Below are 23,507 nucleotides of genomic sequence, written 5' to 3' on the forward strand. Positions count from 1 at the left end.
TCTCTGGTAAAGGAGTTCCGGCAGACATTTTTATGATAGCAACGCCGTGCAAGATAAAGGAAAAATGCAATATTTATAAATCTCATCCATCTTGAATTTATGCGGCAAATACTGGTTATGAATTGATGCAATACAAACCTGAGAATTCTATAAAAATAGCTATTGAGCACCTTAATATCGGGATGTTCGTGACAGGCATTGAAAACAGTGAGCGAGTAAACCTCTCTAACGCTGGGCGAGTTTCGTCCCAAAAAGCCATTACACAGTTAGCAGACAGCGGAGTACGTTTTGCTTGGGTAGATGAAAAACTCTCTGCCAAAGACTGCGTATTCAAACCCGTTTTAGATGATGAACCAAAGGCAGAGAAACAAGACGAGCCAGAAGTGAATGCTCCGAACAAAAAGCTGCCTTCAAGAGAAATCAGACAAAATAAGGCCAAAAAGCTGATTGCAGAAGCGAAAGGGCTGGCGCAGAAACTGCTCAATGAAACGTTTGAAGGCAACACATTCGAAGTTGAGGCTCTGGAAGACTGGGCAGACGATGTTATTGAAACGGTTTTAGTCGATTCCGATGCCATTAAATGCGTGTCGGCACTCAGAAACAAAGACACCTACCTGCTTGAGCACTCTGTTAACGTGTCATGCCTGCTGGTAACTTTCGGCAAACATCTCGGAATGGATAAGACGTTACTTCGTGAATTGGCCATTGGCGGCATCATTCACGATGTGGGTAAGATCAAGGTGGACGACAAAGTTCTGAACAAACCTGCACGTCTGACTCCGGAAGAGTTTGAACACATGAAGCTCCATCAGGTGTATGCCGGAGACATCATCGAGAATGTTGAAGGGCTAAGCAAGGTAAGTCAGGATGTCTGTCTGATGCACCATGAAAAGCTGGATGGAAACGGCTACCCGAATGGATTGAAAGGCGACGAGATTCCGCTGCATGGTCGCATGAGTGGCATTGTGGATATATATGACGCCCTCACCGCACACCGTTGCTACAAAGAAGGCATGAGCTCTGCTGAAGCTTTTAAGATCCTTCTTAGTATGACCCCTGCCCAGCTCGATCAGGATCTGGTGTACAAGTTCATTAACTGCATTGGGGTATACCCGGTCGGTTCTCTGGTTGAATTGAGTGATGGTCGTGTCGGGATCACCTGGACGTCAAACAGTCAGCAGCCACTTAAACCCGTGGTGAAATGTTTCTATTCCAGAAAATTCAAACGCTTTATTGAAGTCTCCTATGTCGATTTGAAAAACAGTAATGTGAAAATCGAGGGCGCAATTTCTCCGAAAGATATTGAAGTGGATCCCGCCCCTTTCTACGACACCTAATTGGATAAAACGGCAGCCCTGGCTGCCGTTTCTGTTCCTGACAAACCCTTACATGCAAGCAGTAACACCCTCCGTCAATTAGCGTCTAAAATTCAGACAAATCTACCTGACTGACAATCAAAAAATGACTCGAACAATCCTACTCTCCTGCATACTTTCTGCGCTTGCGTCTACCCAGACAATGGCTTCTACCAGCCAATATTCATCAGAATGCCACCCAGAAATACTTGAACAAGCTGATATCACCAATGAAGACGCAGCACAATTTACAGTTGATAAAGAGGGACACACGGCAGAAGTTGCTGGTGTAATCTGTGATGGTACGTTAATCGCTGCTTTTGACATGCTCGACAATCACCCCAACCTGAAAAAAATTGTATTTCTCGATGTTGGTGGCTCAGTGGACGATGAAACCAACCTAAAACTGGCTACTCTTTTCCACTCGAAAAAGCTGCACACGCATGTGTCTTCCAAGTGGAATCAAACTGATGAGTTTGGTGAAGTAATAAAAGGAGGGGTTGCATCAGGCGGGACTGACCTGTTTCTTTCTGGTCACAAACGAACTGTGGATAAAGGCGCTTATCTTGGCGTTCACTCTTGGTCAAACGACGAATACGAAGGTGCTGACCTGCCAAAAACACACTCAGAGCACAAACCCTACATCCGCTTCTACAAGCTTATCGGTCTCCCGCTACCAGAGGATTTCTACTTTTTTACCTTGGAAGCCGCAACTGCAGAAGGCATGCATTACATGACGCAAGACGAATTAGAAACTTATCAAGTCATTACTGAATAAGGATATAATACACATCGAAAAAACTAAAACTGCAAAATAGGTGAACAATGAAAAGCGGATTTCAATACCCTATCGGAACTCAAGGCCAGCCTTGGGGCGACAAAGAGAAAAAAGCGTGGCTGGAAACGACGTCAGTAAAACGTGACTACAACAGTGACGTTGTCACCAAAATAAACGCCTTACGCGAACGCTTTGACGTCTTCCAATACGGTGCACTGAGTTACGATACCGACCGCTTCCCACTATTTGCTATCAAGAGTAAAACTTGGGACATCAACCGAAAGACGATTCTAGTGACTGGCGGCGTTCATGGCTACGAAACCAGTGGTGTTCATGGTGCCCTTAAATTTGTTGATCAACTTGGTCATGAGTATGAAAAGCACCTTAATCTGATTGTCGCACCATGCATAAGCCCTTGGGGTTACGAAACCATTAACCGTTGGAACCCTAACGCTGTTGACCCAAACCGTTCATTTTATGAAAACTCGCCCGCTGAAGAGTCTGCCAACCTCATGGCAATGGTGAAATCTTTAGGTACTGGCATTTATGCTCACATCGACCTTCACGAAACAACAGATACCGACGAGTCTGAGTTCCGCCCCGCGCTCGCAGCCAGAGATGGATTGGAATACATAGAAGATCTTGTGCCCGACGGTTTTTATCTGGTAGGCGATACCGAAAACCCGAATGAAGCTTTCCAGACCGCGATTATCAAAGCCGTGGAGAAGGTGACGCATATCGCTCCACCAGACAGTGATGGCAACATCATTGGTTCGCCAGTGGTTCAACATGGTGTGATTAATTATCCAACCAACAAGCTAGGCTTGTGCAGTGGATTTACCGGGTGTGAATACGGTACGACCACCGAAGTGTATCCAGACAGCCCTAAAGTCACCGATGAAGAATGCAATGATGCACAAGTCGCATCAATTAAAGGTGGGCTGGATTACCTGCTTTCTTTGTAACTTCTGAAAGATCAAAAAGGATGGCTACTCGCCATCCTTTTTATTTGCTGCGTTATAGGGTCTATCGATCTAGGATTATTTGAGTAAATGCTGCCAGTTTTCATGCTTGTTCAGGTAGTGCTTCACATAGCTGCATTCCGCCACAATTTTCACGTTCAGTTTTTCAAATTCTGGCAAAACCGCTTCCATCATTACGGAACCCTTACCCTGACCTCTGAATGCTTGTGGCACTGAGGAGTGATCGACATACCATACGTCTCCATCCGGGCGATACGTTACCTTTGCCCATTGGTCTGGTGCCACTTCAATTTTGAATTCATGGGTCTGGCTATCATGTACTACAGCAATTTTTTCACTCATTAATCTCTGTTCCTGTTTAAATCTACCCAACTAATTTGTGTTAATCTTAAACAATCAGCTCGTTCAGTGAAACCTTATGCATCAAGCTAATATCATCGAAATCTGGAAATCGAAGGCAGACGCAGACAAACGTGCGTTTGTGATTCCGGATGGCTGTCAGGATGTCATCGTTGTCCAACCGAACCAAGCTTCACCAGTCATTAATATCTCCCCACTTTATACTCAGACTATTGCTGTCGATATCGAAAAAGGGACTGAGATGCTTGGCTTCAGGCTAAAGCCAGGTTGTTCGTTTAAAGGCTTAGATCTCGCAGCTTTGAAACAGAAGCGTTTTGATGAAACATGGTTAGAGGATTACATAGAAAACAATACGCAGGTGAATGACAACGTTTGGGAATTACTTCAATGCATTAGAAAGGAGTCGGGAGACATTACCAGTATCGCTGCTGTGCTGGGAGTCAGTATAAGAACGTTACAAAGAACCTTAAAACAACATACGTCTCAGTCTCCCCTATTCTGGCTGCGACTGGCGCGGGTTCGCCAGTGCGCAAAAGCCATCATAACGAGCGGAAACCATTCAGATATTGCCTACGACTTTCAGTATTCCGATCAGGCGCATATGTGCCGGGAAGTAAAACACTGGTTGGGTGTGACGCCTACTCAGCTCGCGACAAGACAGGATATACGAGCTCAATTGTTTGATGAAGGGTATTAATCCGCTTCTCTGCTGCGAAAATGCTTCATAACGTAGTACGCAATGGTTGCGAATATCATTGCAGCAGCCCAATAGCGTTCATCTTCTAGGTTAGCAACCGTTGCTAAAACTCCGACAACCAGCAGAAACAGCTTTGTTTTCATATATAAACCACTTTGAAATTCATAAATTTAACCCCGATACTATCAGGTTCGGGGTTAACTGAACAAAGTGAGCTTATCCCAAAGCGTAATTAGGGTCTGTTGACCTAGGCTAAACACCAGAAACGGGGGAGCATATCTCTATCAGGAAGCCATTAATATCATGCACATAAGATGTGGTTTGCCCCCAAGGCATTTCCTCCACAGGTTGAACAAGCTCTGCTCCTGCGTCTAATGCTTTTTGCAACGAACCTGCCACATCGTCCGTTTCAAATGCAATTTCAAAATTGGGTTTCCCTTTAGTCGGGCGCTGCGCTCCTTTTCCAAGTCGATTCATCAGATCCAACGAAGAGAGTGATAACGTGGTGTTTCCTGTATCCAGTTCTGCGTAGTCGCCCCCTTCATGAAGCATCGCTCTTTTCAAACCAAAAGCATTTTCATAAAACTCTAGAGTTTGTTCCACGTTTTCAACATATAGAATGGTGTATTTCAGCTTCATTTTCTTCTTCCTTTGGTTAACTGAGAACGTCAGATTAATGCCCCAATAGCCTTCATGTATTGAAAATACGCGACACACCCAAATGTAAGTTAAGGTTGGACAAACAATATCAGGGAGACACGGAATGAAAAAGATTGGAATCGTTGGGTGCTCGGCAGAAGGTGCCGCACTTTGTTACACCACGATTTGTAGCGAAAGTATCGCTAAATTTGGCAATTATCAGCACCCCGATATCAGCATGCACACACCGTCTCTTTCTCTTTATGTCGATGCCCTGAATCAAGGCGACAAACAGAGCGTTGCACGGTTAATGCTAGATTCTGTTGAGCGCCTGAAAGCTGCTGGTGCGGAATTTGTTATCTGCCCTGACAATACCATCCATCAGGCTTTTTCTTTAGTCGAGCCCCACTCCTCTCTGCCTTGGTTACACATTGCAGAAGTGGTAGCACAACACGCAAAAACAAAGGGATATAAGAAAGTGGGTGTACTGGGTACTCAATGGCTAACCGAAAGCGATGTTTACCCTGTCAGCATGAGAAATGCTGGTATTGAAGCTGTACTACCAAACGCAGAGCAACGTAAAAAAGTTGGAGAGCTGATCATGAATGAGCTGGTACTTGGGCGGACACCAACAGAGGCAATTGAATATTTGCAGTCTGTGATTGAAGATTTCCAAAATCAGGGGTGTGAAGCGGTTGTTTTAGGCTGTACGGAACTGCCAATTGTGCTGAGCGATGAAAACTCCCCTATTCCAACACTGGACTCAACACGACTACTGGCCAGAGCCGCCATCGAATATGTCACTTTATAATGATATTTAGCAGAGATAAAAAGAAAAAGCCCCAGAGTTCAATAATGAAGTCTGGGGCTTATTTGTGATCTACACTCATATAATCATCAGGATACAAACGACTGATACGAGTGAAAATAATACGGTACGGCTTACTACGCCGAAATGTGAATGTTGAATCATTTCTTGATGCTGCATCTTCTCACCCATTGATTTGTTACACTATGATTTCAATGTAATGACATTTCTGATTTTTTTCAATATTGCTCGCAGTGCCACTCCAGCCGAAGCTGAACTCCTAAGTACCATAAAGCCTTATTGAAAAAGGTCTGGATGCAACTTACTCAATTTAGTGAATTTTTTATTACAGACTTTTGTTTGTTCAAATCATTCAAGTTATCCCCTTCGAAGCAGGCAAAAAGGCAGAATTGTCCAAGGTATTGAAAAATCGTCCAAAGACACTCACTCCCCTATTCCCACCTCAATATCTATCAGGCTGAATCAATAGATCTCGTTCATTTGGATGCTCAATTTTCGATTGACAGTGAAAGCAATTGAACTAACATATACGCAAATGCATATATGCAAATTTAACCAATCATCAGGCTGTCATTTGTAACAGATAAACTGACATGTTTGATTAAAGAGTGATTCCCATGGGTATTTTTGAACGATTTTTAAGTGTTTGGGTCGGTCTCGGCATGATCGCTGGGGTTTTAGGTGGATATGTTTTCCCTGACTTTTTCTCGTATTTAGCGTCGCTACAGTATGCACAAATCAATATGGTTATCGCGGTACTGATCTGGCTGATGATCTACCCAATGATGATGCAAATAGACTTCTCGTCCGTTAAAAAAATTCATCAGAGACCGCAAGGCATACTCATCACCGTGGTTATTAACTGGTTGGTGAAACCCTTCACCATGGCTTTACTTGCGGTTGTGTTCATGCGATATGTGTTTGGCAACTGGATTGTCGATGATTTGGCAGAGCAGTACATCGCGGGCATGATCCTACTGGGTGTTGCACCTTGTACAGCCATGGTTTTTGTGTGGAGCCAGTTAACGAAAGGTGACGCAAACTACACCCTGGTACAAGTTGCCATCAACGACATCATCATGGTGCTCGCGTTTGCCCCTATTGCCGCACTTCTTTTAGGAATGACCGACATTACTGTTCCTTGGGATACCCTGCTCCTGTCTGTATCTCTGTTTGTCATCGTGCCTTTGGTCGCTGGGGTCGCAACAAGGCACTTCCTGAAAGATCAGAAAAAGGTCGATGCACTTGGAAATACCATCAAACCTCTTTCCATTGTTGGATTAGTGGGTACTGTGATTCTCTTGTTTGGCTTTCAGGCGAATACAATTCTTGATAACCCAATCGACATTGTGTTGATTTCTATCCCTTTACTTATTCAAACCTATCTTATCTTCGCGATTGCGTATTACTGGATGAAGAAGTCGAAACAACCTCATTGTGTCGCGGCTCCAGGTGCAATGATAGGTGCATCGAATTTCTTCGAACTTGCGGTTGCTGTGGCTATCAGCCTGTTTGGGGTTCACTCAGGTGCCGCACTGGCGACCATCGTTGGTGTGCTGGTTGAGGTTCCGGTAATGCTCTCTCTGGTGGCTTTCGCCAATAGAACGAAAACAGATTTTTCACCCGTTGAATCGAATAGCTGAGCAATTACAAGCTGATAACTGAGCCATAAAAAACACCAGCCAAATCTCTTCTCGCAGAGCTCATATACGTTGCTACAATTGTTAGTACCCGAGTGATCCCCTCGGGTACTTCATAAAAAGTATCTTTATATTTTAACCATATTATTCAACGTGTTATCTCGAAAAATCAACTTAGCACTGCTAGGTTAGCTACAAATTCAGAGTTAGGGTTGGAAGCCAAGTGAAGAAGTCAGTTTTATTGCTCATATTGTTATCGTCCACCAGCTATGCGAGCTCGTGGAAGAAAGAAATTACGGCTTATGCATTTGAAGGTTTAAGCCATATTTGTTCTCAGTCTCGTGAACTGAATTACAATCAAAGATCGGAGATGAGAACCATCTACATCAATAAAAAATTAGAACGAAAGCGAGAATACCCCGCCAACAAAGATTACGCTTACTACGCGTCTAAGCAGATTTGGGATTTTGGTGAAGGCGACAGCGCTAGCTATTCAGAATGCGCAGCCATCCTTAAAAAGTAATCAGCTCTGACGTTGTTTTGGTAATGATGTTGTTTTGATAATGATATTGCTTTGATAATCTAGGTCACTAGGGATTTCGCAATTGTACGAGAACACCACGCTATGAAAAATTTCGAGACCGTATGGCAGGAATACCAACAAAGCCTCAAAGCATTTTTACATTCCCGGGTATCCAGCCCAGATGATGTCGAAGATATTCTTCAGGATATTTTGGTCAAAACATACGAAAAGCTGGATACGGTACAAAACTGGGAAAGCCTGAAGTCGTGGCTTTTCCAGATCGCAAACAACGCCATAATGGATTTTTACCGCAAGCGAGCTCGACAGTCCTCGGTAGACGAGCGAGATCTGTGGTATGCCAATGCAGAAGAAGAACCAACACAGGACTTTTCTCGCTGCCTGCTTCCTTTCATTCAGACACTACCAGAACAGAGCGCCAAGCTGATTTTCGCCGTTGATATTCAGCAGGAATCTCAAAAATCTCTGGCACTTCAGGAGAACATTAGTTACTCCACCCTCAAGTCTCGCGTTCATAAAGCCAGACAAGAGCTCAAAAAGCAGTTTGAAGACTGTTGCCATGTCACCTTAGGGAAAAATGGCGGCATGATAGATTGCGATTCAAAATCAAAAAGCTGCGATAGCTGTTAAAGTCTGTCGCTCTTTCGAGGTAATTTTTTCATTTTTTCTTCGTCTTTTTCTGAGCCCCTGCGTCTTATAGACAAATCACCAAGAGAGAACAGAAAAAATGAAAATTATCAGCTTTACAATCTGCCCATTTGTACAACGTGTCACCGCTTTGCTTGAAGCGAAAAAAGTGCCTTACGACATTGAATACATCAGCTTGAGCGACAAGCCAGATTGGTTTTTGGAGCTTTCTCCTAACGGACAGGTGCCACTGTTAGTTACCGACTCTGGTCAGGCATTGTTTGAGTCCGACGCGATCGCGGAGTACATCGATGAAGTCACAACCCCACTTCAGCCCAACCTGACTCCCGAGCAAAAAGCGATTAACCGTGCCTGGAGTTATCAGGCAACAAAGCACTACCTGACGCAATGCAGCACAATGCGCAGTAAAGACGAAGAGACTCTGAAAGAACGAGGCGCCAAGTTGATTTCCGCTTTTGAAAAAGCAGAGAAAGCTCTGAACGAAGGTCCGTTCTTCAGTGGTGAAGAGATCAGCAACGTAGATATAGCCTGGCTACCACTTCTTCTTCGCGCTCACATTGTGAAACAGTACACGGGTTTTGACTTTCTGAGCGGTCTGCCGAAAACGCAGAAATGGCAGAAAAAGCTTATGGAAACTGGAGTTGCTGAAAAATCTGTTTCAGAGGAATTCATCACCAAATTCACTAACTTCTACCTTTCCGAAGAAACGGAGCTTGGAAGAAAAGTGTGTTGCGATACAGATTGTTGTGAAGAAAACAGAGGCGACTGCTGTGATGAAGGCGACGATTGCTGCGTTGAGAGCAAACCATCGCTAAGCATTAACAAAGTTACCTGCTGTGCGCCTGATTGTTGCTAATCGAGTGTAGCTACTCAGACTAAATATCAGGTTCTGATCACACAAATGCCCATCTCCGGCTGTTTTAAACATTCATGCTGGGGGTGGGCTTTACTCTCCGGCTCTCATACCCAAACCTTCGAACAATGAGATGCTCCCTTTTCAACTCACTTCAAAAGATAACTTCTATATTATTTAATGTCTTAGCTCTTTCCCGGTCTTTTTCTTGTTCATAAATCAGTCACCTGAAAATATTCGTTTTCTTCACAGTTCTCATTTTTGAACCAAAATAGCATTAACATTTTCGCTACATTCTATTAACTCATCCGAGGTCTAACTTGTAGAGGAAAACGACGTGAAAAGGATTCTCACACTCGCTCTATTGCTCTCCGCCAGCACCTTTACCTGGGCTGGTGCTAGTGCCGGAGGGGCAACCCAAACTGGCTACACCCAAACGCACTACCCTATCGTGCTTGTTCACGGTTTATTTGGCTTCGATAAACTGGCTGGCGTCGACTATTTCTTTGGCGTCCCACAGGCACTGACGAAAAGTGGTGCCAGTGTTTATGTTGCACAGGTCTCCGCCACTAACAGTTCTGAAGCCAGAGGTGAACAGCTTCTGGCACAGGTTGAATCCGTTCTGGCGGTTACTGGTGCCAGTAAAGTTAACCTTATCGGACACAGCCACGGCAGCCCGACTTCCCGTTATGTGGCATCTGTCCGACCGGACATTGTCGCGTCTGTGACAAGCGTCGGAGGGGTCAACAAAGGCTCTACCATTGCAGATATCGTTAGGGGAACAGTGCCGCCCGGCTCCGTTTCTGAAGATCTCGCCGTTAAAATGGCACAAGGTTTAAGCACGCTGATTGGTGTTCTTTCAGGAGGAAGTGCTTTGCCACAAGACCCGCTTGCTTCACTGCGCTCGTTAACGACTAAAGGATCGCTAAAATTTAACCGCCATTACCCCGAGGGGGTGCCAACCTCAAAATGTGGCAACGGACAGAAACGGGCGAGTAACGGCGTATATTATTACTCTTGGAGTGGTACCTCGACCGTAACTAACGTGCTAGACCCTTCTGATGCGGTGATGGGTGTGTTAGGACTAGCCTTTAGTGAGCCGAATGATGGCTTGGTTGGAAGGTGCAGTAGCCATCTGGGTCAGGTGATTCGAGATAACTACAAGATGAATCATTTGGACGAAGTGAACGGGTTACTGGGAATCCACCATCTGTTCGAAACCGATCCGGTCACGATTTACAGGCAACACGCTAATCGCCTTAAAAATCAGGGATTATAAAAGGTACATACTATGAAAAAGATCGCTCTGCTTATCGCAATTATCATCGCCTCGGGGAGTGTGGCGGCGGTCTTTTTTCTTTCCCAAAATGTTGGCGAAGGCAATGACGCAGTCAACCGGAAGTTCGGTTCATTACAGGGGACAGAGGTAGATCAGGAGTCTTCCCGTAAGGTCATTGATTACTTTCTTGCAACCATGGGTGAACAACCGTTAAGCGACATAAAAAACCAAAGCACCCAGTTTCAACCGCTCGATCCTAATCTTAAAATCAAAGATGCGGAATTCGATAAATTCATCGAATACAAACTCGCGCTGAACGAACTCGCACCTACCGACTATGAAGTGCTAGACCTTAATGCGCTGCAAGATCTTCACGCCAAAGTATTGGACGTACAAGCTGAGTATTTCGATGAGCTTGAGCGCGACAACTATTTTGCTGAGGAAAACCTGATTCGGGAAATGGCGCTAGAAAAATTACGCTTACAACAGCAAGCCACAAGCGCCTCCGACTTTAACCATCAATGGCAGCAATATCTCGCGTCTAAGCCAGACTACATACAACGCAGCGATAAGAACGCCAGCCTAGTAGAGAAGTTGAATGGTCTTAACAATTTATCTGAACAGGAAAGACATCTGGCAAGGGCAGATTTGGTGGGAGAGGAAGCCGCGAACCGGCTTGCCGACCTGGACAATCAGCGTGAAGAGTTTGACTCTCGAATGAAATCTTATTTAAGCCAGCGCGATTCCATCAATCAAACCACCTCAAGTTCAGAGGAAAAAGCACAATCCATTGCGTCACTCAGAAACCAGTCTTTCTCAGAATCCGAATTTAGGCGAGTAGAAGCGCTGGAACGCATTCACGACGCCAACTAACAGTCAAACATCACCTCCAGTACGCAGATTCTCACCGGACAATAACCAACATGCGTCGTTCCAAATAAAGATGACACTTAAATGCTACGAAACGTATTTTTACCGGCATTTTTTGCCCGATACATGGCCTTGTCTGCCATCAGAATCAAGTGGCTGATGTCCGTCCCGTGCTGAGGATAGGTCGAAATGCCAATGCTACACCCTACATGAATGGATTTCCCATCCACTAAAATAGGCTCGTTGAGTGACTCAATCACATTGTTTGCGATGCCTACCTTACGTTCAAAATCGTCGTTACTCAGTGCCATTCCGATAAACTCGTCACCACCAATCCGGCTCACGTGTCCGACATCACCAAAGTGTTTCCTTAAACGCTGGGCGGCAACCTGGAGGACGCAATCGCCAGTTTTATGCCCCATACGATCATTCACCTGCTTGAATCCATCAAGGTCAATAAAGTAAACATACACATCACGCGCTTCCTGCTCAGCCCTCTCTAATATATTGTCGGCATGCTGAAACAGATAATTTCTGTTTGGCAAATGCGTAAGCACATCGAAATACGCCTGTTTTTTCAACTCATTTTCCAGTTCTTTGATTCGCGTAATATCGCGGCTAATGCCAAACAGACCCACAATGTCTCCCGACTCGTCGTAAATTGGTCTTTTACTGGAACTGACCCAACGTACGTTGCCATTCAGATCATAATAAGGTTCTTCGATTTCAGTGAGTGATTGCCCTTTCTTGATCACGTCTTCTTCCATTTTGAAATAAACGCTGGCGTGTTCTTTCGGAAAGATATCAAAGTCTGTTTTCCCCCTGAGTTCTTTCCAGTCGCGATGTTGAGTCAGGTTAGCAAACGCTTGACTGGCATAAGTAAATTCATGCTTTGAGTTTTTGAAGTAAATAAAATCCGGAGTGTGGGCAAGGAAAAAGTAAAAACGATCCTGAGTGAGCAGCAGCTTTTTTAACTCGCTGCTCAAAACCTCATGATCGGTATCCGATATCAAATTATTTATTGTATTTTTCATCGTTGATTATGCATCTTTTGATTTAGTCCATGGGAATACCCATGACGCCCGTTTATACCGAGCGAAGTCTTAGCAAAGCATTTCTGTGTACGTATACCCAAGTGACCTCAAGATCCAGGATTCAGAGCTTCATATACTGTTTCAATTCAAGGAAAAGGATGCAGTGGAATGATATGTCCTTTCCAAATTCTTTGACGATGAAGTGAGACAGTATATGAGCTCCCATGGGCGAGTTTAACTGGCTTTCATACTGCGTTACCGATTCTTGATTTAGAACCACTAGATCTTCAAATCGGTGTCTTGTCTGAAAACCAGTTAACTCTCGCTGAACCTAGTATCTTAAGGTTACTTGGGTATATAAATATTAGCGCTACTCAAATAGTAGACATAATGCATATAAATTCGATTGATTAATGAGAGAATTCTTGAAGTTGCCCCAAGGTTGCAACGGAAGAGTGATATACTCGGCTCAAACAAAAAGGGCTAAAGCCCCCAGAAATTTTAAGCAGAGTAATGTCAATTAAGTCACCATGTGTTGCGGCATGCAAAAATAACGCAGGAATGTGCAGCGGTTGCTACCGTACAATCAATGAAATCATCGGCTGGAAAGATAAGACGGAAGAGGAACGCTCGGAAGTCATGAATAAGCTTTCCGGCGAAAAACAAACTCACGCCTGCGCGAAGTGTGGCAGCCCAACTTACTGTGAGATAAGCGCTGGTGGCAATCATTGCTGGTGCTTTGAGCTCGAAAAACGGGATACCAGCACATTAAACAAAACAGGCACTTGCCTGTGCCGCAAATGCCTTTCTGAATTACCATTGGAATAAAACGAGCTATTCCTTAGGGTTTTGCGCGTACCAGGCATCTAACAGTGACTTACCGTAAATAACCTCAGTCTGCATATGAAAATAAAACAGGATAAGCAGTACAGCGGCTACACCAATATTGAACCAGAAGGTGACGCGCTTTCGCTTCTGTTCGCTGAAAATGGCAAGCTGGACGCCCACCAATACTAGCGGGTAACTCAAAAGAATGGCTAAAAACCAACCTAAGTAGCCGGATATCGCCATTGGGTCTAACATGAAAACCTCCTTGCCACACGAATACGCAACAAGGAGATTATCATTCATCGAATCTATAGGTTAACGACTAACCAGTATTATTAATTAAAACTTAATGTATTTTGGGCAATTTTCCCTTCTTCCCATGTTTTCTCGCCTTCCACTTCTCGCCACCAAAGCGAAGTTTGTGGGATGTTATCCAGCGTAATTTCCTGTCCAAACTTAGGCGTTAGCAGTGTTACATCATTCTCTTTGGCTAGACTTAACACTCGCTCGAAGGGTTCGTACCAATCGTGCAGTGACAGGTCAAATGTTCCGTTGTGTATTGGCATCATGTGTGAACCGGTTAGATCCAGGTGTGCCTGCATACTCCCTTCAGGCATCATGTGGATATCACTCCACAGTTCGTTGTATGCGCCGGTTTCAACCATAGTGACATCAAAAGGTCCGAATTTTTCACCGATCTCTTTAAACCCTTTGAAATAGCCACTGTCACCACTAAAGAACAAATTGCGTTGCTTACTTTGAATAACCCAGCTCGCCCACAGCGTTTGGTCACGATCGAACACACCACGACCCGAAAAGTGCTGCGCCGGCGTTGCTACAAACTTAATGCCAGCGACACTGATTTCATCCCACCAATCCATTTCGACTACTTTGTCTGGGCTAACTCCCCACTCGATCATGCGCTGACCAACTTTTAGCGGCGTTAAGAACTGTTTCACTTTGCCATCCAGCAATTTGATGGCGTCTTTATCCAGGTGATCGTAATGGTCGTGACTGATTACGACCACGTCAATTTCGGGCAAGTCCTCACCACTGATCGGGCTTTCATGAAAACGCTTGGGACCCGCCCACTGAACGGGTGAAGCACGCTCACTCAATACCGGATCAGTCAATATCAGCTTACCATCCAACCTCATTAAGATGGTGGAATGCCCCAGACGAAACATTGCGTCGTGTTCTTCTGCAAGCTGCTTGGCAGTCACTGGCAGCACGGGAATTTGCGTGCTTGGTGTTGGCGTCACTCGATTAGCTTTTACATAAGCTTTAGTGATTTCCCAGATATTCGCTGCGCCAGTTTCGTAGCTGGTGTCGGTGTTAACGAACTTACCTTCTACATTGTTAGACGATGTGAATTTGTATCCTGCTGCTGCCATAACGATGACCCCTATACCGATTGCAATGTTACGTTTCATATTGGAACACCAAAAGTAAACTATACGGTGCAGTTTACTTTTGGCATTTCAAAAAGTAAACTGGTCAGTGTAAAATAATTGAAATTAACACTTTCGTACGACAAAAGAATGGTTGAGAAAAAAAAGACTCGAAGTGAACTGAAACGTGAAGCCATATTAGAAGCAGCGACCAGTGCTTTTAAAGAGTTTGGCGTTCAGGCCACCAGCATGGATAAGCTCGCACAACTGGCGGGGGTTTCGAAGCGCACGGTGTATAACCACTTTGCGACCAAAGAAACTCTGGTGATGCATTTGGTTTCCGATCTCTGGAAGCGCGCTATGGTAGATATTCAGCTTGAGTATTGCCCAGACACATCGCTTAAAGCACAACTGGCAGAGATGCTGAAAATGGAGCTCGACTTTATTGGTGCTCGCGAATACCTGGACTTATCACGCGTGGCATTTGGGCATTTGTTCTATAACTCAGAAGAGCTGCAAAAAGAGATCGAAAAGATTTCGGCTCAGGAAACGGCTATCCACCGTTGGATCAAAGCTGCAATGGATGATGGAAAGCTAAAAGCGCTCGACCCGGAGTTTGCCAACGGGCAGCTGCATAGCCTGATCAAGGGCAGTGGTTTCTGGCCGCAGCTGATGGGAATGAGAGCAGAACTGTCTGAAGAAGAACGCAAAACCATTGCGGAAGAAACCGCAGAAATGTTCCTGTGTCGCTATCAAAGCTAAGACCTCAGAAACTGACTTCGATTGCCTGACCGTCAAACGAGTGTAAAAAATAAATCACTCAATATCACAGGAAATTCGTGCAGTATGTGTCACACTTAACCTTATAGGATCCGTCGAGCAAGGAGCGAGAATGGGTGACACATACTTATTGCACTGCCCTCATCTGTGCTGCTTACCTTCAACTATCCAGTCCAAAATTTACGCCATAGCACAGCACCAAAGGTTATCGGATAAACAAACCATTGTGGAAACAGGTAACCACTGGCAATCCATAATCTGGCTTAAAACAGGGACGATTCGGCTCTACACATTAAATGAGCACCAAGAACATAATATTGCTTATTTTTCAGATGACGATTTCCTGTGGCCAGTAACGGAATCTTTGCGCAACCAGCCATGTCCTTTCACAATTGAAACCCTTACACCGGTGGAATTCTGGATTTGGACATATGATGAATTTCGAGAACAATTCAAAAAAGAGGAAGACTGGCGAACCTTTCACACTCCGTGGTTGAAAGCGTTTGAAAATACGAAATCGAAAAGCGTGACTTAACTGATTAAGCAAAAACTTAGCGAATCAGCGCAGAATCTTGGGTTTTACAATGGCTTTAGACTTAGGACCATCGTCAAAAAGTACGTTGGGTTTACCTTTCCCGGTTAGCTTCCAGCCAAACAACTTGGTGAGGCATCGGATCTGAATTCGACCTTCCCCTTGCTTGCCGACCAGTTCCTGACTCGGATCAGATAACGCACTTTTGACATTCACACCACCCAGCGCAGCACCAATCTTTTTATCCGTATTTTCACCATCAGCAAAAAAGCTTTCTAGCACACCAATGAAAGGAATCGTCTCTGGTTTTAAAGTGTTGCCAATCATTGTGTTGCAGCAGGTTGTGTACCAGCGATAAACGCCTTTTTCAGATAGCCTCAGACATGCAACTTTATCCAGACCAGTATCAATAACAAAATGATTCAGGGGAACCTGAAATATCCTGGAACCTCCGCAAGGCGTAAGCTCCTGATCCTGATTTAAATCGTGAGCAAACGTGCGACAGTCACCACAGTAGCAAATCAGGCGATTGCCCAGTTTCGGTGAAACGTTTTTGATGTGACCCGTAACTTCACCGCATTGGCACGACAGTTTTAGTATTTCCATACACTCCCCCTTTACGAGGTTCACTCTGAGTATTCGGTTCATTTTTATGAAAACATAAAAAAGCCATTCGCGAAATTACGAATGGCAAAAAACAAGGAAGGAGTTTATACCCAAGCCAGTTTGGGTATGTTTAGTTCTAGTAAAGCGTAGTCAGCATTTCTTCAGAGTATTCTTTCAATGCTTCACCTTTCTCGACTCTTTCTACAAAGTCGGGATTAGCGATAAATGGACGACCGATTGCTAGCAGATCAAACTTGTCTTCGGCAATCGCCTGACTGCCAGATTCTGCTGAGTAACCACCATTGCCAACCAAAGTCTGCTTGTAATGCTTACGCAAGTAAGATGTTGGCGTGCCGTCGAGGTAATCGTACTCGGCGCTGTCATCAAAGATACCCACGTGCAGGTAAGCTAGTTGACGTTTGTCCAGTTCAGACAGGAACAGATCGAATACTTCACGATCTCGCTTGTCCGCATCCATATTAAAGTATGCCGCTGGAGAAACGCGAAGCGCAGTGCGCTCTGCTCCAATACGCGCGGTAATTGCATCAACAACCTCTAACGGGAATCGAACCATGTTTGCTGCATTACCACCGAATTCATCGTCGCGGGTATTACTTGAGTAGTGCAGGAACTGGTCAATCAAATACCCGTTCGCACCGTGAATTTCAACACCATCAAACCCAGCATCAATCGAATTTGCCGCAGCTTGCGCGTAGTCTTCGACAAGTTGAGCTACCTCATCTTTCGTCACTGGTTTTGGCGTGACATAAGAGAGCTCACGCATTCTAGGAACGGATCCATCGACGCGAACTGCGGAAGGGGCTAATGCATGCTCACCATTCCAAAAATGAGGGTGGGAAACACGACCCGTATGCCAAAGCTGAAGGAAGATCTTTCCACCATTCTCATGAACGGCATCAGTGACTTTGCGCCAGCCCTGAATTTGTTCTGGGCTGAAAATACCAGGCGTATTTGGGTAGCCCTGACCATCTGGGCGAATGATGGTTGCTTCAGCAATGATCAGACCAGATTTTGCACGTCTTCCGTAGTACGCAGCCATTTCGTCGGTCGGTACAAGATCGTCATCAGCCATGCATCTTGTCAGTGGAGCCATCAGTATGCGGTTTTGCAGAGTAATTTCGCTATTCAACTGAAATGATTCGAATAAGTTCGCAGTCATCTTGTTATTCCTTTTTTGAATGTCCATTCAAATTAGCCTTTCTTGAATGATCATTCAAGTACTTTTTTGAATGAACGTTCAAAATGTTCTAGAATGCGATTACTAATATTTTTGTAGAGTAATTTGATGCGCAGCGCAGAGTTCGACCGTGAAGAAGTTCTTCGGTCTGCCATGGAAATCTTTATTTCCAAAGGCTATAGCAAAACCAGCATGCAAGATTTAAAGGCGGCAACAGGGCTTCACCCTGGGTCAATTTATTGTGCTTTTACCAACAAACGCGGATTATTGCTTGCGGCTTTAGAACAATATGGCATTGAAAGCGCAAAAGTATTTGAAGCTCAGTTCGAAGGGCATGAATCTGTTCTGGAAGCGTTCCAGTCGTACCTCGCTCATGTGGTAGATGAATGTGAGCGCGAAGAAGTTAAAGACTGTCTGCTGCAAAAAGCTCTGAGCGAACTCTCTCAGCAAGACGAAGAAGTGGAAGCTGTGATTTCTGGCTTGATGGAAAAGTGGCGAAACAACATCGCTGGCAAACTGATTCTGGCACAGGAAAACGGCGAGCTTTCTACCGATGCTGACTGCTCCGAATTGGCCGAGTTCCTGGTAATGGGGATCTATGGAATTCGAACCTTTTCTCATACCAAGCCACCTGCAGGTACCCTAACCCGTCTTGCAAGTCAGTTGTTTGAACATATACAGCAAAAAGCAGCGTAAAGCTGCTTTAGTTCATCTCTGATTGGTCTAGATTATCGTCTATTAATCATACAAATAACCCAGTATCACGATGCTCTCACTTGTATATGAAAGATCTCGCGGTATCGTTTCCTCTCACTTCGAAGTGTTTATATAAGTTGCTTACTTTTTTCATATAGAGCGCAAAAAATTATTAAACTACCACTCTAACAGCGACAAGAATCTACTTAATAGCTCACGTTGAGAGTAATAAATCTACAGCCTGAAGATTTAAGTCAACATTGCCATTACATTTCTTACACCTCTTACGTTTCTTTTCTTATCAATCAGTTACAAGTAATGCAACATGACTGCGGAACAATCAAAAGGAGAAAAAAATGAAAAATGTTCTTGTTGCCGCACTTATCGCATCCGCAACTTTTTCTGCTCAGGCAAATACTACGCTTGTATTCGAAGATCAAACAACAATTGCCTCTCAAAGTGCTGTAAATGGAAGCGATAATATTCGTTCTCAAGCTATTCCAGATAAATACTTTGAAAGATTTAAAGTTAAAAAAACAGACAACTTCAACCAGTTCACGTCCGGTTATTCTTACTGGCATGCAAAAGACGTTAAAGTTACGCTTGGAGAAAACGGTGCTATTTTTAATACGCTAAAAGTTTCTACAACTAAACAAAACTCTTTGGTCATCGCTGTGACCAAGAACACCAATAACCCTGTTTTCGACGTCTATGTAAATAACACTAAGTTTGCGGAAAACATCGATTCCACAAACCAGAACATCGTTATTGGTGCTCATCGCTTCCATTCCGCTCAAGATTACATCAATGTCAATTTGGTTCCTGTGGATGGCAGCTCAAGCAAAACACTTGTGATTGACAACATCAAAACTTACACGCACGAATACTAAAATATACTGAACCGAAACCTAAAAAGGGCTTGATAAATCAAGCCCTTTTCTATGTTTAAATCCGTTAGTTTTTGAGTAAATCCAAATCTTCAAGTGGTAGCCAGTCTACTTCTACGCCTGCTTCTTCAAACATGCTTTGACTGACCTGAATTTTATCGCCCCAGCGAGAAAGAAAATCTTCTGTTTGAGCAGGGCAATGCACTGCTTTGATTCCCGTTTGGATGATTTTGGCGGCACAGTTTGGACAGGGGAAATGCGTTACCCAAATTTCACAGTTATCAAGATCGCGCTTCGCGAACAAAATCGCGTTTTCTTCAGCGTGGAGTGTTTTCAGATACTTCATATCGCGTTCGTCGGTTTCTGCGCTGTCTGAAATACCATGCGGGTAACCATTAAAGCCAACCGAAACAATGCGATTATGCTTTGTTATCACAGCGCCAACTTGCGTTGATGGATCCTTACTCCAGGAACCAACCAGTTCAGCCATTTGGAAAAAACGCTGCGCCCATTTAGAAATCATTCCACTCCCCCACTTAATTAAATAAAAATATATTCAGGTAATATAGCATCTTAGTATAACTAAGAAACCGCCTAGCCCTGTTATATCAACGATTTCACCAGAATTTCTCTCAAGGTCCAACCACTGGCTACTGAATCTGTGCGCCTTCCGCTGCCCAATCCCCGATCAGCGTGCGTTCTTCTTCCGTCATCTGGGTCAGGTTGCCAATGGGCATCACCTGAGTAGTCACCGTTTGCGCTACAATTCGATCCACATTGTTTTTAATTTCTTCCGCTGTATCCAATACAACTCCTGCTGGTGCCGTCTGAAATGCCACATGGGTTGGATTGGCTGAGTGGCAGACAGTGCAGCGCTCTTTGATCACGGAATGCACCTTAGTAAAAACAGATGTTTTGCTCGCCTCGGGTTTTGTCTCGACCTGACTTGTGCTTGCAGTTTCCGTTACCTGAGAGACAACAGGTTTACTCGTCGGTGAAGTGATAAAGGCCAGTGTCATCATCCCAACTGCCGCAGCTGGGAGTGTCCAGGCAAACTTCTGGCTACCGTGACGAGTATTAAAGTAGTGTCGAACTAAAATACTGAATGCTGCAAGCCCAGCCAGAATTAGCCAGTTCCAGTTGGAACCATAGGTACTCGGGAAGTGATTGCTGATCATGATAAACAGCACAGGCAAAGTGAGGTAGTTGTTATGACGCGATCGCAGCAGCCCCTTTTTAGGCAGAGTCGGATCAGGTTCCTCACCTTTTTCGATGGCACTGACCAGATTCCTTTGGGCAGGCATAATGATTCTGAACACATTTCCTACCATGATGGTGCCGATGATCGCCCCAACATGAATGTAAGCACCGCGTCCACTGAATACCAAAGTCAGCACGTAAGCTGCCGCAACCAAGAGTGCAAATATGATGATTCCGAGTAACAGAGGGGTTTTACCAAGGGCAGAGTCACACAGCAGATCGTAAACAAACCACCCTACAACCAGCGAGCCAATACCGATGCCTATTGCTTCAGCAGAACTTAAACCCGAGCCCGGCGCAATCAGATAGATTTCCGCATTAAGGTAATACACAATCCCGAGTAACAGCATCCCTGTTATCCAGGTGAAGTAAGCCTCCCATTTAAACCAATGGAGTTTTTCTGGCATTTCAGGAGGAGCGAGTTTGTATTTTTCCAGATGATAGATACCACCACCATGTATCGCCCACAAATCCCCTGCGAGCCCTGTTTTTGGGTTGATGCGATTCAGGTTATTTTCCAGCCACACAAAATAGAAAGAAGCCCCAATCCATGCGATTCCAACTATCATGTGAATCCAGCGAATGACCAAATTCAGCCACTCCGTTACATGTGGATCCATCTATAACTCCTTTTTACTGTACTTTGCGTACATGAATGACACATTCCCTGTGTTTGCGTGTCCCCATCCAATCAGGTAGGAAACACACCAGATGCGAGCGACAAGCTCCGTATTTCTGAAGCCTGAAAGTAGTATTCGTCGCAATTACTTCCTTCCCCACTTCTGTCTACAATCAGAAACTGATCGTTTGAACTCAGGGCAAGCACAGGGTGATGCCATATACCTTTATGATAGTTCACCCCCTGCTTTCCGTTGCTCAGGAAAGCCCGTAACGTGTTTGCATCTGGTTTATCAGAACCAGTAGCAACTACGATCAAAAAAGGATTTCCAAACAAAGGCATAAAAGCCTGAGAACCAAGTGGATGGCGCTCTAACATCTCAATGTCTAACGGATAGCTCAGCGGCGTTGCCTCAAAAATACTGATGATGGTGTTGCCACCACAAGCGCTGGTATCGGCTTGCGCCAGATGATGAAATCGCTTGGTAGAACCATTATTGATAAGGAAGAACTCACTGCCTTCGCTTTCAATTACATCACCAAATAGCGAAAACGCGTCTTTGGTCAAAGGTTCAACAATCAACGGTTCGGCGCTCATTGACTGCTTTCCATCAGACTGGTGGTGGAAGAGCTCACTTTGGGCACCACAGCTTTCGTTCCCACAATTCGCAAGCGGCTGACACCACCATCAGGGAAGATGTTTAATCGCACATGCGTAACGGGTCCCATCGGATTAATCTGAGATTCGAACTCATGAATTGCGTCTGCCGTAAGTTTTTGCGGAGGTAACAGCTCTCGCCAGAAAAGGCTCTGAGTTTCGATCTGCTCGTCGGTGCCTCCTTTTACAAAGGCGGCCTGTATTGAACAGGTGTCGGGGTAATTTCCCTTAAAGTGTGCTGTATCCACCAACACTTTCTCTACATTACCTACATGACCCAGAGCAATGATCACCCAGTCATTGCCAGGTGTACGCCGTCGGGCGGTTTCCCAACCGTCACCCATGTTTTCCCCACGACCTGGCCCCAGAAGATTGCTCTTTTTGCCATAGTGTTCGTCGCTGCAACTCAAAGCTCTTCCACCGTAGGATACAGATGCCAGATCAACCGGCTGAAGTGTGTCTATCTGATTCCAGTCGACAGCAGGCAAACCATAAACTCTTAACCGAGCGATACCGCCATCTGGATAAATGTTGAGTTTCACGTGGGTGTAATTACTGCCAGATGCAATTTCAAACAGGTGTTGCTTGTTTCCCGACAAGCTGACCGAGGGCAAAATCTCAGTCCAATAAGTATGTTCGTCAGGATCAGAATTTGGGCAATAACACGCCTCTATCGAAGCGGATGGAGGGAAGTTTCCGGTAAAGAAACGCGTATCAATATCCACGGCTGAAATTTCTCCGGTCATCGCTAAACGGACTACGCAGTAATCGTGCCCTTCTTCGCGCTTGCGGCGACTTTCCCAGCCGTCCATCCATTTACCGTTGTCGTCGTAAACGCCTTCTTTCCAAACCGGATCTTCACGACGAATTAGCCGGCTTTTATCGGCGAAAAAATCGTCGGTGGCGAAAATGGCTTCGGCACCTAATTTCTGATCGGCCAGATTCACTAAATGATCGATGTTTAAAGACATATCCATGTTCGTCCCATATCACTTTGGCACTTCACTGTGCCTTCAGGTAGCACCCTATAAGTCTTGTAATCTGAAGAGCGCTATCTTATTAATTTCTTCTATCGCCTGAGTGAACTCAGCGACTGCGGTGTTCTCCAACCTTTGTTCAAATGACTCTAAAATTTTGTGCCGATTCGACCCCTTTACCGCCATGATAAAAGGGAACTGAAACTTAGCTTTGTAGCGTTCGTTAAAATCGGTAAATCGCTGAAACTCTTCAGGTGTGCACTGGTCAATCCCCGCCCCCGCCTGTTCAGAGGTCGACGCCTGAGTCAGCTCGCCGTTCATCGCTGCCTTTCCAGCCAGGTCGGGATGCGCAAGAATCAACTTAAGCTGAGCGCTTTTGTCTGCCTCTTTCAGAGCAGTTGCCATCTTTTGGTGCAGGTGCTCGATATTGTCATCCTGTTCAGAAATGCCTTTCTCAAACGCTTTTTCCGCCACCCAAGGGCTGTGTTCATAAATGTCGGCAAACGTTTGAATAAACTCGCCTTTCGAAAGAGAAGACGGTTTGCACGCTTTAAAAAGTGCCATGCTTGT

Annotated in this window: 29 protein-coding genes; 16 read left to right on the forward strand and 13 right to left on the reverse strand. The window is 44.8% G+C overall.

What is annotated here, in order from left to right; all coding sequences use genetic code 11:
- Positions 1 to 125 precede the first annotated feature (125 nt).
- From INR79_RS25625 to INR79_RS25635, 3 genes are all read left to right on the forward strand, one after another.
- Positions 126 to 1,337, forward strand: coding sequence for an HD-GYP domain-containing protein (locus INR79_RS25625; protein WP_022597753.1), 1,212 nt, complete (start codon positions 126 to 128; stop codon positions 1,335 to 1,337).
- Positions 1,338 to 1,461: 124 nt separating this feature from the next.
- A complete protein-coding gene (locus tag INR79_RS25630) occupies positions 1,462 to 2,133 on the forward strand; it encodes a hypothetical protein (RefSeq protein ID WP_022592772.1) in 672 nt (223 codons plus the stop codon).
- Between the two features lie 47 nt (positions 2,134 to 2,180).
- Positions 2,181 to 3,098, forward strand: a complete 918-nt coding sequence (locus INR79_RS25635; RefSeq protein WP_223097628.1) for a M14 family metallocarboxypeptidase — start codon at positions 2,181 to 2,183, stop codon at positions 3,096 to 3,098.
- Between the two features lie 75 nt (positions 3,099 to 3,173).
- Here the strand turns inward: INR79_RS25635 and INR79_RS25640 are convergent, their stop codons facing one another.
- Entirely contained in the window at positions 3,174 to 3,458 is a 285-nt protein-coding gene (locus tag INR79_RS25640; protein ID WP_223097629.1) for a GNAT family N-acetyltransferase, read from the reverse strand.
- Between the two features lie 76 nt (positions 3,459 to 3,534).
- Between INR79_RS25640 and INR79_RS25645 the strand changes: the two genes are divergently transcribed.
- Positions 3,535 to 4,173 (forward strand): helix-turn-helix domain-containing protein, encoded by a 639-nt coding sequence (locus INR79_RS25645; RefSeq protein ID WP_223097630.1) that lies wholly within the window; start codon positions 3,535 to 3,537, stop codon positions 4,171 to 4,173.
- On the opposite strand, the gene INR79_RS25650 is transcribed toward INR79_RS25645, so the two are convergent.
- Together INR79_RS25650 and INR79_RS25655 are read right to left on the reverse strand one after the other, a co-directional pair.
- Positions 4,170 to 4,316, reverse strand: coding sequence for a hypothetical protein (locus tag INR79_RS25650; RefSeq protein ID WP_022561639.1), 147 nt, complete (start codon positions 4,314 to 4,316; stop codon positions 4,170 to 4,172). The genes INR79_RS25645 and INR79_RS25650 overlap by 4 nt on opposite strands.
- Before the next feature lie 109 nt (positions 4,317 to 4,425).
- Entirely contained in the window at positions 4,426 to 4,812 is a 387-nt protein-coding gene (locus INR79_RS25655) for a VOC family protein (RefSeq protein ID WP_004398095.1), read from the reverse strand.
- A gap of 124 nt (positions 4,813 to 4,936) precedes the next feature.
- Between INR79_RS25655 and INR79_RS25660 the strand changes: the two genes are divergently transcribed.
- The 7 genes from INR79_RS25660 to INR79_RS25690 all read left to right on the forward strand — a co-directional run bounded on the left by INR79_RS25660 (position 4,937) and on the right by INR79_RS25690 (position 11,475).
- The gene (locus tag INR79_RS25660) at positions 4,937 to 5,623 is read left to right on the forward strand and encodes an aspartate/glutamate racemase family protein (protein WP_223097631.1); all 687 of its coding nucleotides are present in this window, start codon (positions 4,937 to 4,939) and stop codon (positions 5,621 to 5,623) included.
- A 635-nt stretch (positions 5,624 to 6,258) separates the two neighbouring features.
- Positions 6,259 to 7,284 (forward strand): ACR3 family arsenite efflux transporter, encoded by a 1,026-nt coding sequence (arsB, locus tag INR79_RS25665; RefSeq protein ID WP_022592767.1) that lies wholly within the window; start codon positions 6,259 to 6,261, stop codon positions 7,282 to 7,284.
- A gap of 220 nt (positions 7,285 to 7,504) precedes the next feature.
- Positions 7,505 to 7,804, forward strand: coding sequence for a hypothetical protein (locus INR79_RS25670; protein WP_223097632.1), 300 nt, complete (start codon positions 7,505 to 7,507; stop codon positions 7,802 to 7,804).
- Between the two features lie 102 nt (positions 7,805 to 7,906).
- Complete coding sequence (gene sigZ / locus INR79_RS25675) at positions 7,907 to 8,452, forward strand: RNA polymerase sigma factor SigZ (protein WP_223097633.1); 546 nt, start codon at positions 7,907 to 7,909, stop codon at positions 8,450 to 8,452.
- 97 nt (positions 8,453 to 8,549) lie between these two features.
- Positions 8,550 to 9,326 (forward strand): glutathione S-transferase family protein, encoded by a 777-nt coding sequence (locus INR79_RS25680; protein WP_223097634.1) that lies wholly within the window; start codon positions 8,550 to 8,552, stop codon positions 9,324 to 9,326.
- Positions 9,327 to 9,660: 334 nt separating this feature from the next.
- Complete coding sequence (locus INR79_RS25685; protein ID WP_004398086.1) at positions 9,661 to 10,602, forward strand: lipase family alpha/beta hydrolase; 942 nt, start codon at positions 9,661 to 9,663, stop codon at positions 10,600 to 10,602.
- Positions 10,603 to 10,614: 12 nt separating this feature from the next.
- Positions 10,615 to 11,475, forward strand: coding sequence for a lipase secretion chaperone (locus INR79_RS25690; protein ID WP_223097635.1), 861 nt, complete (start codon positions 10,615 to 10,617; stop codon positions 11,473 to 11,475).
- A 77-nt stretch (positions 11,476 to 11,552) separates the two neighbouring features.
- Here INR79_RS25690 and INR79_RS25695 read toward each other — a convergent pair whose 3' ends face one another.
- Positions 11,553 to 12,506, reverse strand: a complete 954-nt coding sequence (locus tag INR79_RS25695) for a GGDEF domain-containing protein (RefSeq protein WP_004398084.1) — start codon at positions 12,504 to 12,506, stop codon at positions 11,553 to 11,555.
- 519 nt (positions 12,507 to 13,025) lie between these two features.
- Between INR79_RS25695 and INR79_RS25700 the strand changes: the two genes are divergently transcribed.
- On the forward strand, positions 13,026 to 13,334 hold the full coding sequence (locus tag INR79_RS25700; protein ID WP_200768774.1) for a DUF1289 domain-containing protein: 309 nt from the start codon (positions 13,026 to 13,028) through the stop codon (positions 13,332 to 13,334).
- Between the two features lie 6 nt (positions 13,335 to 13,340).
- Here INR79_RS25700 and INR79_RS25705 read toward each other — a convergent pair whose 3' ends face one another.
- The gene (locus INR79_RS25705; protein ID WP_022613732.1) at positions 13,341 to 13,589 is read right to left on the reverse strand and encodes a hypothetical protein; all 249 of its coding nucleotides are present in this window, start codon (positions 13,587 to 13,589) and stop codon (positions 13,341 to 13,343) included.
- 80 nt (positions 13,590 to 13,669) lie between these two features.
- On the reverse strand, positions 13,670 to 14,767 hold the full coding sequence (locus INR79_RS25710; RefSeq protein WP_022561648.1) for an MBL fold metallo-hydrolase: 1,098 nt from the start codon (positions 14,765 to 14,767) through the stop codon (positions 13,670 to 13,672).
- A gap of 108 nt (positions 14,768 to 14,875) precedes the next feature.
- Here INR79_RS25710 and INR79_RS25715 point away from each other — a divergent pair, with 108 nt between their 5' ends.
- The gene (locus INR79_RS25715; RefSeq protein ID WP_223097636.1) at positions 14,876 to 15,487 is read left to right on the forward strand and encodes a TetR/AcrR family transcriptional regulator C-terminal domain-containing protein; all 612 of its coding nucleotides are present in this window, start codon (positions 14,876 to 14,878) and stop codon (positions 15,485 to 15,487) included.
- A gap of 130 nt (positions 15,488 to 15,617) precedes the next feature.
- Positions 15,618 to 16,040 (forward strand): Crp/Fnr family transcriptional regulator, encoded by a 423-nt coding sequence (locus tag INR79_RS25720; RefSeq protein WP_022597776.1) that lies wholly within the window; start codon positions 15,618 to 15,620, stop codon positions 16,038 to 16,040.
- Positions 16,041 to 16,064: 24 nt separating this feature from the next.
- Here the strand turns inward: INR79_RS25720 and INR79_RS25725 are convergent, their stop codons facing one another.
- Together INR79_RS25725 and INR79_RS25730 are read right to left on the reverse strand one after the other, a co-directional pair.
- On the reverse strand, positions 16,065 to 16,643 hold the full coding sequence (locus INR79_RS25725) for a DUF6151 family protein (protein ID WP_223097649.1): 579 nt from the start codon (positions 16,641 to 16,643) through the stop codon (positions 16,065 to 16,067).
- 136 nt (positions 16,644 to 16,779) lie between these two features.
- A complete protein-coding gene (locus INR79_RS25730) occupies positions 16,780 to 17,823 on the reverse strand; it encodes an alkene reductase (protein WP_223097650.1) in 1,044 nt (347 codons plus the stop codon).
- Between the two features lie 126 nt (positions 17,824 to 17,949).
- On the opposite strand from INR79_RS25730, the gene INR79_RS25735 reads away from it, so the two are divergent.
- Both INR79_RS25735 and INR79_RS25740 read left to right on the forward strand, forming a co-directional pair.
- Positions 17,950 to 18,537, forward strand: coding sequence for a TetR/AcrR family transcriptional regulator (locus tag INR79_RS25735; RefSeq protein WP_223097651.1), 588 nt, complete (start codon positions 17,950 to 17,952; stop codon positions 18,535 to 18,537).
- 356 nt (positions 18,538 to 18,893) lie between these two features.
- Positions 18,894 to 19,427, forward strand: a complete 534-nt coding sequence (locus INR79_RS25740) for a hypothetical protein (RefSeq protein ID WP_223097653.1) — start codon at positions 18,894 to 18,896, stop codon at positions 19,425 to 19,427.
- A gap of 64 nt (positions 19,428 to 19,491) precedes the next feature.
- Here INR79_RS25740 and INR79_RS25745 read toward each other — a convergent pair whose 3' ends face one another.
- The 5 genes from INR79_RS25745 to uraD all read right to left on the reverse strand — a co-directional run bounded on the left by INR79_RS25745 (position 19,492) and on the right by uraD (position 23,501).
- Positions 19,492 to 19,947, reverse strand: coding sequence for a dCMP deaminase family protein (locus INR79_RS25745; RefSeq protein ID WP_004398068.1), 456 nt, complete (start codon positions 19,945 to 19,947; stop codon positions 19,492 to 19,494).
- A gap of 127 nt (positions 19,948 to 20,074) precedes the next feature.
- Positions 20,075 to 21,304, reverse strand: coding sequence for a urate hydroxylase PuuD (locus INR79_RS25750; protein WP_223097655.1), 1,230 nt, complete (start codon positions 21,302 to 21,304; stop codon positions 20,075 to 20,077).
- Between the two features lie 71 nt (positions 21,305 to 21,375).
- Positions 21,376 to 21,900, reverse strand: a complete 525-nt coding sequence (locus INR79_RS25755) for an ureidoglycolate lyase (RefSeq protein ID WP_223097657.1) — start codon at positions 21,898 to 21,900, stop codon at positions 21,376 to 21,378.
- Entirely contained in the window at positions 21,897 to 22,937 is a 1,041-nt protein-coding gene (gene alc / locus INR79_RS25760) for an allantoicase (protein ID WP_223097660.1), read from the reverse strand. The genes INR79_RS25755 and alc overlap by 4 nt, the downstream gene beginning before the upstream one ends.
- Before the next feature lie 48 nt (positions 22,938 to 22,985).
- Complete coding sequence (gene uraD, locus INR79_RS25765; protein WP_223097662.1) at positions 22,986 to 23,501, reverse strand: 2-oxo-4-hydroxy-4-carboxy-5-ureidoimidazoline decarboxylase; 516 nt, start codon at positions 23,499 to 23,501, stop codon at positions 22,986 to 22,988.
- Positions 23,502 to 23,507: the final 6 nt, after the last annotated feature.

The sequence above is a fragment of the Vibrio sp. SCSIO 43132 genome (assembly GCF_019904195.1).
Classification (GTDB): domain Bacteria; phylum Pseudomonadota; class Gammaproteobacteria; order Enterobacterales; family Vibrionaceae; genus Vibrio; species Vibrio nigripulchritudo.